Genomic DNA, 9,989 nt, shown 5'->3' on the forward strand with positions numbered 1-9,989 from the left:
TGCGACGGGCCGCTGGCGATCTCGCGGGCGAGCTCCTCGTTGCGCGCGGCAATCTCCTCGGGCGAGAACAGGACTTCGATCTTTTTGCCGCGGACGACATGCATGGCGCGCTCCCTTGCCTCCAGCGCCGAGCCGTAAGGGCCGGAAACGCCGTATATGTTTGAAGATGGCCGGTTTTACTGGGTTTGGCGCAGCCGGGCAATCGCAAGTCAGGGTTCAACCGCGCCTCGAGGCCAAAACGCCGTGGATATCCGCCAAAATCGCATAACTTGCGGCCTGTTCACGACCTGTTATTCATAATCGCGGATAATGGAGGCGATGGAAAGACGAGGACAGTATCAGGGCATGGCACTGATTCAGTTTGAAAATGTTGGCCTGCGCTATGGAATGGGCCCGGAAGTCCTGCGCGACATGACCTTCGACATTCCCCGGAACTCCTTCCAGTTCCTGACGGGCCCCTCCGGTGCGGGCAAGACCACGCTGCTCCGGCTGATGCTGATGGCGCTGCAGCCGACGCGCGGCCTGATCCGCCTGTTCGGCCGCGATGTCGCCGTCATTCCGCACAAGGAACTGCCGATGCTGCGCCGCCGGGTCGGCATCGTGTTTCAGGATTTCCGCCTGCTCGACCATATGACGACCTATGAGAACGTCGCCCTGCCGCTCCGAGTGCGCGGCAAGGACGAGGTCTCCTACCGCAATGACGTGATCGAACTCCTGAAATGGGTCGGGCTTGGCGAACGGCTCCATGCCCGCCCGCCGGTGCTTTCCGGCGGCGAGAAGCAGCGCGTGGCGATCGCCCGCGCGCTGATCGACCAGCCGGAAGTGCTGCTCGCCGACGAGCCGACCGGCAATGTCGATCCGCCGATGGCGCGGCGCATCCTCAGCCTGCTTGTGGAGCTCAACCGGCTGGGCACCGCCGTTGTCATCGCCACCCATGATATCGCGCTGATGGACCGCTATAATGCGCGCCGGATGATCCTTTCGGAAGGAAGGCTCGATATTCATGACTAGGCCGCCCCGCTCGCTTCGCGATCCCCGCATCGAGGAAAGAGAACGCGCCGAACGACGCCTTGCCGAGCAACGCGCCGAGGAAGAGCGCCTGCTGGAGGCGCGGCGTCTGGAGGAGATCCGCCAGCAGCAGGAGGAGGTTGCCCGACGCCAGGCGGAACAGCAGCGCCAGCTCGCGCAGCGCCGCGCCGAGGCGCTGGAGGAGCGTCGCGCGCAGGAACGCGAGGCGGCGCGACAGCAAGAGACCCGGCGGGTAGAGGTCGAGCGAGCCGAAGAGGTCCGACGGGCGGCGCAGGCGCGGAAGAAGGCATCAAGCCCGACGCCAGCATTCCGGTCGCGGGCCAATCCCGTGCCGCAAGGCCAGGAAACGTCGGTTGCGCGGCGCGCCGAGCCGCCTCGTCCGGGCGCTTCTCCATCCGCAGAGGCCGCGCCGAAAGCGCGGGCCCCGCGTCCGGCCCCTGGTTCCAAGTCGGGCCCCAAGCTCGGCGGCAAGACCCGTTTCCGGCCCGCGCGCCAGGCACCGCGCAAGCCCACGCCGATCGTGCCGCCCTCCAATGTCCAGACGCGGGCGCTGATGGCGGTGGTGACGATCATGGCGTTTCTCGCCTGCCTCACGCTCGGTGCCGTCTCGATGGTGCGCGCGACGGCTGAAAGCTGGCAGGGCGGCATTTCGCGCGAGGTCACGATCCAGATCAAGCCGCGCGAGGGCCGCGACATGAACCAGGCGCTGCTCAATGCGCGCGACGTGGCGCTTCAGTTTGTCGGCACGCTGGATGGAAGGGTGGTCGACGAGGCGGCAACCGAGCGGCTCCTGGAGCCATGGCTTGGCACCGGGCTCGATTTCGACATGCTGCCGGTGCCGCGGCTGGTGATCGTCACCATCGACGAAAACAATCCGCCCGATTTTACGGCCATGGCGGCGGCGCTGCAAAAGGCGGTGCCCGGCGCATCGCTCGACGATCATCGCGCCTGGGTGAGCCGGCTGTCGGCGATGGCGGACGCCACCACCACGATCGGTGTTTCGATCATGGCGCTGGTGTTTTCGGCCATGGTTCTTACGGTGGTTTTCGCCACGCGCGGCGCGCTTGCCGGCAGCCGCGATATCGTCGAGGTTCTTCATTTCGTCGGCGCGGAGGCCTCGTTCGTCGCCCGTCAGTTCCAGCGCCATTTCCTCAATGTCGCGCTCAAGGGCGCGTTTCTCGGCGGGGCGCTGGCCTGCCTGTTCTTCGTGCTGGCGCGGTTCTGGCAGCGGCGCTATCTGGCGACCCCCGGCGCCGACCAGACCACGGCGCTGTTCGGCACGATCTCGATCGGCTGGGGCGCCTATTTCGGCATCCTGCTCACGATCGTCGCGATCGCCGGTCTGACGGCGCTGACGACGCGGCTGACGGTGATCAGGACAATCCGCGAGATCGACATCGTGCGCTCCGACCCGGAGCGGAGCGATACGGGCTGATTTTTTCGAATTGCTTCTCCGACCTGACGCCTGAATTTCAACTCTATTTCCTGTGTTGTATAGGTTGGCGGGTCAATCGTCTGATTCGGACGGTTTCACAAACATTCAGAGAACGACCCCGCGAGCCGGGCGCAGAACTGGAAATGGATCGGGCATGGCGGAAAGGGAGCGCAAGCCGCATGGCAAAGGCGGCAGCGAACGCGGGACGCGGCGTTCTGCCGCCGGCCGTTTCGCGCGCCTTGTCGGCTTCCTGCTTCTTTTGATCGTGCTGGTGTTCGGCGGCGGTTTTGTGGCGTTCTGCTACAACGCGCTGACCGCAAGACCGCCGCAGATTTACGAAACCGATGCGATCGTGGTGCTTACCGGCGGCTCGCGCCGGATCGAGGAAGCATTTGCGCTGTTGGAGGCTGGCGCGGGCGAGCGGCTGCTGATCTCCGGCGTCAATCCCTCGACCACGCCCGAGAGCATCCTCAACGTGATCGGCGGCGACAGCCAGCTTTTCGAATGCTGCGTCGATGTCGGGTATGAGGCGCTGGATACCTACGGCAATGCCGTGGAAACCCGCAAATGGATCGAGGAGCACGACTATCGCCGCATTCTCGTCGTCACCAGCGCCTACCACATGCAGCGCGGGCTCTTCGAGCTCAGGCATATCGATCCGGATACCGTGTTCGTCGGCTATCCGGTGCCGTTCAGCGACCAGGATGCGTCGTGGCGGCAGAGCCTTCGCTATCTGAGGATTCTCGGCTCCGAATACATGAAATTTCTCGGCGCCCATCTGCGCGCCGAGACCGGGCTTTCGGCGCTGGCGCCGGCCGGGGAGGGGAACTGATGGGGATGATCCGCTCCGCCGCGTTCAACATCGCCTTCTATCTCGGCACTGCGGTGCTGATGATCGTGCAGTCGCCCTATTATTTCCTGGCCTCGCGCAAGAACGCCTATCGGGTGGTGCAGGGCTGGGGCCGCTTCGTGAACGCGCAGATGCGGCTCTGGGCCGGCGCGACCTTCACCATCGAGGGGCTGGAAAACCTGCCGGACGGGCCATGTATCATTGCCCCCAAGCATCAGTCCGCCTGGGACACGATCATGCTTTTGCCATGGATCCCGGATTCGGTGTTCATGCTCAAGCGCGAGCTGATCCAGATGCCGCTGTTCGGCTGGTATCTCAAGAAGCAGCGCCAGATCGCCGTCGACCGGGCGCAGACCGGCCGCGCCATGGCGGATGCGATCGCGCGCACCAAGGCCGAGGTCGAGACCGGGCGCCAGCTCGTGATCTTTCCGGAGGGAACGCGCCGGCCGCCGGGGGCGGCGCCCGACTACAAGCGCGGCATCCAGCGGCTCTACCGCGATCTCGGCGTGCCCGTCATTCCGGTGGTCATGCATCCGGGCCTGTTCTGGCCGCGCGGCAGTTTCCTCCGCCAAGGCGGGCATTTCAAGGTCCGCATCCTGCCGGCGATTGCGCCCGGAAAGGAGCCCCGGCAGTTTTTCGACCAGCTTGTCGAGACCATGGAGCGCGAAAGCGACCGCCTGCTGATCGAAACCGTTGATGCCAATCCACATCTCGACCTGCCGGAGGTGACGCGCGAGCGCGTTGCCGAGTTGCGGGCGTCTGACGGAGCTTAGAGTCCGTCCTTGCGCACCGGGCGCGGCTGCTCGTTCTTCAGGAGGCCAGCGATCGTTTCCAGCGCGGCGTCATTGATCTTCATCTCGCGCAGATGGTCAACGGTATTCAGGAGATAGTCGCGATTGGGGCCCGACTGGCCATGGCCGCCGCGCACCAGTTCGGCGGCGTGGTCGAGATCGAGCTTGCCGGCATATTGCTCATGCGCGTGATCTACGACATAGGTGATGGCGGGCACATTCTCGCCCGATGACAGCCGCACCGGCAGCACCAGTTCGCGGTAGACGCGGGTGACGAGTTCGCGACCGCGCAGATAGGCGAGGATTTCCTCCTCGTCCTTGACCCTGGCGGCGAGCGCCACGCCCTCGCAGAAACCGCCGCGGTCGAGGCCCAGCACGAGGCCCGGCTTGTGGGCGGTGCCGCGGTGAACGTGGGAATAGACGCAGAGGCTGCGGTGATAGCCGGCAAGCCGGGCGGGCATGCGTCGATGGGTCGCAAAACCCGGATTCCACATCAGTGAGCCGTAGCCAAATATCCAGAATTCGTCCATATGCTATTGCCTGACACCGTTGAGTTCCGAAATTACAATGAGGCCCATGATGGCGAGATCAACCCGAACGCGCAAGTTTCTGAAATGGACGCTGATCGTTCTGATTGCCGTGATCGTCGCCTATGCCCTCGGCTGGTTCTACATCGCCCGCACCGTGAAGGCCCGGATTTTCACGCTGCTTCAGGGCCAGGGTCAGCAAAACGTCGTCGTTAACTGCGAGGACATCGGCTATAACGGCTTTCCCGCCAAATTCGGTTTCTTCTGCGACGACCTGCATGTGCGCGACCGGACGTCGGACTCGGTATTCGACGCGCCGCAACTTAAGGCCGAGGCGCCGGTCTATTCGCCGTGGTCGGTTCTGGCAACGCTCACCGGCCCCGCCACGCTGCAAAACGACGCCGGCATGCTGTTGCGGGCGGAGTGGCAGGATTTCGGCGGCAAGCTGATCTACAGGGGCGGCGCGCCGCGCCTCGTTTCCTTCGATTTCGAGGCCGTGACCGCCCGTTTCGCCGATCCCCAGGGCCGTCAGGGAACGCTGACGGCGGAACAGGGGCAGGGGCTGGTGCGCAATGACAACGGCGATCTCGATGTCGCGCTGAACCTGAACGAGGCGGTTCTGCGCCCGCAGAACAATGCCGACGCCTTGCCCGCCGTTTCGCTCAACCTTCTGGCGACCGTCGATGGCGGCGGCGCGCTGCTCGAGACCGATTTCCACCCGCAAATGCTGCGCGGCAAGAGCGGCATCGTCAACCAGGCGGCGCTCGCGATTGGCGAAAGCCAGTCGATGATGGCGGTCTCGGGCCGCTTCGCCTTCGACAAGGACGGCTATCTCGACGGTCGCTTCAGCTTCGAGTTGACGGGCATAGATGGCGTCGCCCAGCTTGCCGCGCTCAGCTTCCCCGGTGCTGCGGGCGTCATCAATTCCGTCACCGGCCTGGTCAAGAACTTCACCGGCGGCCAGCGCACGGTGACGCTGGACGTGCGCGTCGAACATGGCAGGGCCGTGCTCGGCTTCATCCCGCTCGGCAAGATACCGCCTCTTTGACGTGATGCGCTAATCTTTGTCGTCAAGCGCGTGGCGGCCGAAGTCGGCGGCCTCGACATCCTGTCCGGCCTCGATGATCGAGCGGCGGATCTCGCGGGTGCGGCTGAACAGTTCGAACAGCTTGTCGCCCTCACCCCAGCGGATCGCGCGCTGAAGATAGGCAAGGTCTTCCGAAAACCGCGCCAGCATTTCCAGAATAGCATCGCGGTTATGCAGGCAGACGTCGCGCCACATGGTGGGGTCGGAGGCGGCAAGGCGGGTGAAGTCGCGGAAGCCGGAGGCGGAATACTGGATCACTTCCGATTCGGTCACTGTTTCCAGATCGTCCGCGGTGCCGACGATATTGTAGGCGATGATGTGCGGCAGGTGCGAGACGATCGCCAGCACCTTGTCGTGGTGGTCGGCGGCCATGGTGTCGACCCGAGAGCCGAGCGCCTGCCAGAACTGCGTGAGCTTGTCCAGGGCGACGGGGTCGGCGTCTTCCGCCGGTGTCAGGATGCACCAGCGGCCCTTGAACAGGCCTGCAAAGCCGGCATCCGGCCCGGACTTCTCCGTGCCCGCGATCGGGTGGCCGGGAATGAAGTGCACGTTCTCCGGCACGAAGGGCGACATCTGCGCGATCACGGAGGCCTTGGTGGAGCCGACATCGGTCAGGATCGCGCCGGGCTTCAGATTGGGGGCGATGCGCTCGGCCACCGCGCCGGATGCGCCGACGGGCACCGAGACGATCACCAGATCCGCGCCGCGCACGGCGTCTTCGGCGGAAGCGGTATAGCGGTCGCCGAGCCCCAGCTCCTCCGCCCGCCGCAGCGTCTCCGGCGAGCGGGTCGAGACGATGATCTCGCGGGCAAGCCCCTTGGCGCGGATATCGCGGGCAAGCGATGAGCCGATCAGGCCGATGCCGATCAGCGCTATGCGTTCGAAAGCAATCATGCCTTTTCCGTTTCCGGCGCGGCGGCCAGGAAAGTCTTCAGCGCTTCGATGACGCCCAGATTGGCCTCTTCCGTGCCGACGCTCATGCGCAGCGCGTTCGGGAAGCCGTAACCGGTAACGGCCCGCAGGATATAGCCGCGCGCGCTCAGATAGCGGTCGGCGTCGGCCGCGCGCTTGCCATCCTCATCCGGGAAGTGGATCAGCACGAAATTGGCGACCGAGGGCGTGACCGAAAGGCCGAGCGCGGTAAGTTCTTCGGTCAGCCGTTCGATCCATTTCAGATTGTAATCGACCGCCGCCCGGGTGAAGGCGTCGTCCTTGATCGCCGCCGTCGCCGCCGCGATGGCCGGCGCGTTGAGGTTGAAGGGGCCGCGCACGCGCTCCAGCGCCGCGATGATATCGGTCGGGCCGTAAAGCCAGCCGACGCGCAGCGCGGCAAGCCCGTAGATTTTCGAAAACGTCCGGGTCATCACCACATTGGCGTTGTCGGCGACCAGTTCCAGCCCGGCCTCGTAATCATTGCGGCGGACATATTCGGCATAGGCGGCGTCGAGCACCAGCACTACGTTTTTCGGCAGGCCGGCATGGAGCCGCCGGATTTCGGAGAAAGGCACATAGGTGCCGGTCGGGTTCGCCGGGTTGGCGATGAACACAACGCGGGTCCGCTCGGTCACGGCATCAAGGATCGCGTCGACATCGACCCGCGCGTCCTTTTCCTTCACCGTGACGGGCGTGGCGCCGTTTGCGAGAATCTGGATCTTGTAGACCAGGAAGCCGTGTTCGGTGATGATCGCCTCGTCGCCCTCGCCGAGATAGACATGGGCGATCAGGCCGAGCAGTTCGTCCGAACCGTTGCCGCAGATGATATTGCCGATATTGAGGCCGTATTTGGCGGCGATCGCCTCGCGCAACGCGCTCGACTGGCCGTCGGGATAGAGCTCAAGGTGCTCGCCGATAGCCTGCATGGCGGCGATCGCCTTCGGGCTCGGCCCGAGCGGCGTCTCGTTCGATGACAGCTTGTGAACCTTGCCTGTGCCTTCGCCGTGGGACTTGCCGGGCACATAGGCGGCAATCTCCATGATGCCGGGGCGCGGCGTTGGCTTGATCATCTGTTCGGTCATCGGAAACCTCGAAAAATTGTCGGCCTTTTCCGGCCGGTTTTTAGCGTCAGCAGCAATAATTGCGATTGGGGTCTTTGTCGAGTGTCAGCCGCTATGTCGCGCGCGGGTGGTCGGCACGCCCTGGGGGGCGAGAGCCGGCACCAGCACCTTGCGCGCGGCGCGGGCGGCGACGGGAAGGCCCTGATAGAGCCGTTTCTGCGCCTCGATGATGTTGACGCCGGCAAAGGCGGGCCAGAAGGTACGGCCGGAGCGCTCGAAACTGGAGCGGAATTTCAGGATTGCGCGGCTTTTCGACGGCGGAAAGAACAGCGCCTCGGCAAAAGCCGCGGGCGTGAAATTGGTCTCGCGCAGCAATTCGATGATCTGCCCCTTGGAATAGGGCCGGCCATTGCCGAAGGGGGTATGTTCGAGACGCGCCCACACGCCCCGCCGGTTGGGGGCGACGATGACGACCCTGCCGCCGGGCGCCAGCACCCGCCACAATTCGCGCATGGTCTCGCGCGGGGCCTCGGCGAATTCGAGCGCATGCACCAGCAGGACGCGGTCGATCGAGGCATCCGGCAGAGGCAGTTCCTCTTCATGGACGAGCACGGTCGCCGACGGCCCAAACGGCGGCCAGTTGATCGCGCCCTGCGAGGCCGGCATCAGCGCCATGGTTCTTTCGGCCTCGCCGGCGAAGCGGTCGAGATAGGGCAGGCAGTAGCCGAGCCCCGCCAGCCTTTCCTCCGGCAGCGCCTGCCATATCGGCGTCAGCGCCATCGTGATCGAATGGGCGGCAAGCCTTCCGAGCTCGGTGTGATAAAACGCGCGCAGGTCTACGATATCGGCATTCATGAGCTGAGGTTGACCCGGCTGATGGTTGGACTTCAATGTCCACCGTACTACATTGAACTCCATTGAGTAAGCAATTGCGAGGCCTGATATGCGTTCACTGGAAATTGCCGTCTTCATGTGCCGTTCCGACAATTACGGCGTCCTGGTGCACGAGCCGGAAAGCGGCAAGACCGTCAGCATCGACGCGCCCGATGGCGAAAAGGTGATGGCCGAGGCCGAACAGCGCGGCTGGACGATCACCGACATCTTCACCACCCACCACCACAAGGACCATGTCGACGGCAATCTCATGCTCAAGGAGAAATATGATTGCCGCATCGTCGGGCCGATCGAGGAGGCGGTGGTGATACCGGGTCTCGATCTCGCCGTGTTCGAGGGCGACGAACTCGAATTTGCCGGCCACAAGGTTGAGGTGATCGAAACCCCCGGCCATACCGCCGGCCATATCTGCTATCATTTCGTCGAGGATGGGCTACTATTCGCCGCCGACACGCTGTTTGCCATGGGCTGTGGTCGCCTGTTCGAGCGCCCGGCCTCCGATATGTGGCCGTCGCTGCAAAAGCTGATGGCGTTGCCGGACGAGACCGAGGTCTATTTCGGCCATGAATATACGCTCGCCAATGCCAAATTCGCTCTGACCGTCGATCCCGACAACACGGTGCTGAAGGAGCGGGCAGAGGCGGTGGCGGAATTGCGCGAGGCCGGCGGCTTCACCATTCCGACCACGATCGGGCTTGAGAAGAAGACCAACCCGTTTCTCAGGGTGGCCGATCCGGCGATCCGCAAGGGGCTCGTCATGGAAGAGGCGAGCGACGCCGAGGTGCTGGCCGAAATCCGCAAGCGCAAGGACAATTTCTGATGACCGCCGACGCGATCATCGAAGCGCTCGGGCTCCAACCCCATCCCGAGGGCGGATGGTTCGCCGAGACATTTCGTGATTCGGCCGGCGGCGGGCGCGGGGCCTCGACGCTGATCTATTTCCTCTTGAAGGCGGGAGAGCGGTCGCACTGGCACCGCCTGCATACAGCCGTCGAGGTCTGGCACTATTACGCCGGCGCCCCCCTTAAACTGATGTGCTCCGCCGACGGCAAGGTGGTGGAAACGCAGATGCTCGGCCCGGACATCCTGAAAGGCGAGCGCCCGCAGGGGGTGATTCCCGCCGGATGCTGGCAGGCGGCCGAGACCACCGGCGATTTCACGCTGGTCGGCTGCACCGTCGCCCCGGGCTTCACCTTCGAGGATTTCGAACTCGCCGAACCGGGTTGGGCGCCCGGAGGGTGAGGTGAGCGGTTCTGTTTCACGGTCATTCAGCCGATGAATACACTCCAGGGCAGCGATCTTTATGTGGCCTTGCGGCTTGCACCCAATACTCTCTCCCGCTGGCGGGAGAGATGCCCCGACAGGGGCAGTGAGGGTGGCGC

The 9,989-nt window shown here is 64.4% G+C and carries 11 protein-coding genes and 1 pseudogene; 7 read left to right on the forward strand and 5 right to left on the reverse strand.

All coding sequences use genetic code 11. The features are described 5' to 3' along the window. Positions 1–104 (reverse strand): annotated as a pseudogene (locus B4E36_RS08460) (hypoxanthine phosphoribosyltransferase); the annotation flags it as partial. Between the two features lie 247 nt (positions 105–351). Here B4E36_RS08460 and ftsE point away from each other — a divergent pair. The 4 genes from ftsE (at position 352) to B4E36_RS08480 (ending at position 4,087) form a co-directional block, all read left to right on the forward strand. Continuing rightward, a complete protein-coding gene (gene ftsE / locus B4E36_RS08465; RefSeq protein ID WP_026173310.1) occupies positions 352–1,011 on the forward strand; it encodes a cell division ATP-binding protein FtsE in 660 nt (219 codons plus the stop codon). A 571-nt stretch (positions 1,012–1,582) separates the two neighbouring features. Further along, entirely contained in the window at positions 1,583–2,464 is an 882-nt protein-coding gene (locus B4E36_RS08470; protein ID WP_051085087.1) for a cell division protein FtsX, read from the forward strand. Positions 2,465–2,618: 154 nt separating this feature from the next. Then, on the forward strand, positions 2,619–3,296 hold the full coding sequence (locus B4E36_RS08475) for a YdcF family protein (protein ID WP_292057425.1): 678 nt from the start codon (positions 2,619–2,621) through the stop codon (positions 3,294–3,296). After that, the gene (locus B4E36_RS08480; RefSeq protein ID WP_292057426.1) at positions 3,296–4,087 is read left to right on the forward strand and encodes a lysophospholipid acyltransferase family protein; all 792 of its coding nucleotides are present in this window, start codon (positions 3,296–3,298) and stop codon (positions 4,085–4,087) included. The genes B4E36_RS08475 and B4E36_RS08480 overlap by 1 nt, the downstream gene beginning before the upstream one ends. Here B4E36_RS08480 and B4E36_RS08485 read toward each other — a convergent pair. Beyond that, positions 4,084–4,635, reverse strand: coding sequence for a gamma-glutamylcyclotransferase (locus tag B4E36_RS08485; protein WP_292057427.1), 552 nt, complete (start codon positions 4,633–4,635; stop codon positions 4,084–4,086). The two genes, B4E36_RS08480 and B4E36_RS08485, sit on opposite strands and share 4 nt — an antisense overlap. A 49-nt stretch (positions 4,636–4,684) precedes the next feature. Here B4E36_RS08485 and B4E36_RS08490 point away from each other — a divergent pair, with 49 nt between their 5' ends. Further along, a complete protein-coding gene (locus B4E36_RS08490) occupies positions 4,685–5,680 on the forward strand; it encodes a DUF2125 domain-containing protein (RefSeq protein WP_292057428.1) in 996 nt (331 codons plus the stop codon). Positions 5,681–5,689: 9 nt separating this feature from the next. Here B4E36_RS08490 and B4E36_RS08495 read toward each other — a convergent pair whose 3' ends face one another. The 3 genes from B4E36_RS08495 to B4E36_RS08505 form a co-directional block, all read right to left on the reverse strand. Further along, the gene (locus B4E36_RS08495) at positions 5,690–6,613 is read right to left on the reverse strand and encodes a prephenate/arogenate dehydrogenase family protein (RefSeq protein ID WP_292057429.1); all 924 of its coding nucleotides are present in this window, start codon (positions 6,611–6,613) and stop codon (positions 5,690–5,692) included. Next, complete coding sequence (hisC, locus tag B4E36_RS08500; protein WP_292057430.1) at positions 6,610–7,734, reverse strand: histidinol-phosphate transaminase; 1,125 nt, start codon at positions 7,732–7,734, stop codon at positions 6,610–6,612. The genes B4E36_RS08495 and hisC overlap by 4 nt, the downstream gene beginning before the upstream one ends. An 84-nt stretch (positions 7,735–7,818) precedes the next feature. Further along, positions 7,819–8,568 carry a class I SAM-dependent methyltransferase gene (locus B4E36_RS08505; RefSeq protein ID WP_292057431.1) on the reverse strand — a complete coding sequence of 250 codons (750 nt, stop codon included), beginning with the start codon at positions 8,566–8,568 and terminating at the stop codon, positions 7,819–7,821. An 88-nt stretch (positions 8,569–8,656) separates the two neighbouring features. Here B4E36_RS08505 and gloB point away from each other — a divergent pair, with 88 nt between their 5' ends. Together gloB and B4E36_RS08515 are read left to right on the forward strand one after the other, a co-directional pair. Beyond that, positions 8,657–9,427: a hydroxyacylglutathione hydrolase gene (gene gloB, locus B4E36_RS08510; RefSeq protein WP_292057432.1), complete on the forward strand. Its 771-nt coding sequence runs from the start codon at positions 8,657–8,659 to the stop codon at positions 9,425–9,427. After that, positions 9,427–9,849: a cupin domain-containing protein gene (locus tag B4E36_RS08515; protein WP_292057433.1), complete on the forward strand. Its 423-nt coding sequence runs from the start codon at positions 9,427–9,429 to the stop codon at positions 9,847–9,849. The genes gloB and B4E36_RS08515 overlap by 1 nt, the downstream gene beginning before the upstream one ends. The last annotated feature ends 140 nt before the right edge of the window (positions 9,850–9,989 follow it).

This window comes from Martelella sp. UBA3392 (assembly GCF_002358775.1).
Lineage (GTDB): Bacteria > Pseudomonadota > Alphaproteobacteria > Rhizobiales > Rhizobiaceae > Martelella > Martelella mediterranea.

Coding starts and splice junctions, on each gene's coding strand:
- B4E36_RS08470 (WP_051085087.1), top strand. CDS start 1,583: ATGGCGGTGGTGACGATCATGGCGTTTCTCGCCTGCCTCACGCTCGGT.
- B4E36_RS08475 (WP_292057425.1), top strand. CDS start 2,619: ATGGCGGAAAGGGAGCGCAAGCCGCATGGCAAAGGCGGCAGCGAACGC.
- B4E36_RS08480 (WP_292057426.1), top strand. CDS start 3,296: ATGGGGATGATCCGCTCCGCCGCGTTCAACATCGCCTTCTATCTCGGC.
- B4E36_RS08485 (WP_292057427.1), bottom strand. CDS start 4,635: ATGGACGAATTCTGGATATTTGGCTACGGCTCACTGATGTGGAATCCG.
- B4E36_RS08490 (WP_292057428.1), top strand. CDS start 4,685: ATGGCGAGATCAACCCGAACGCGCAAGTTTCTGAAATGGACGCTGATC.
- B4E36_RS08495 (WP_292057429.1), bottom strand. CDS start 6,613: ATGATTGCTTTCGAACGCATAGCGCTGATCGGCATCGGCCTGATCGGC.
- hisC (WP_292057430.1), bottom strand. CDS start 7,734: ATGACCGAACAGATGATCAAGCCAACGCCGCGCCCCGGCATCATGGAG.
- B4E36_RS08505 (WP_292057431.1), bottom strand. CDS start 8,568: ATGAATGCCGATATCGTAGACCTGCGCGCGTTTTATCACACCGAGCTC.
- gloB (WP_292057432.1), top strand. CDS start 8,657: ATGCGTTCACTGGAAATTGCCGTCTTCATGTGCCGTTCCGACAATTAC.
- B4E36_RS08515 (WP_292057433.1), top strand. CDS start 9,427: ATGACCGCCGACGCGATCATCGAAGCGCTCGGGCTCCAACCCCATCCC.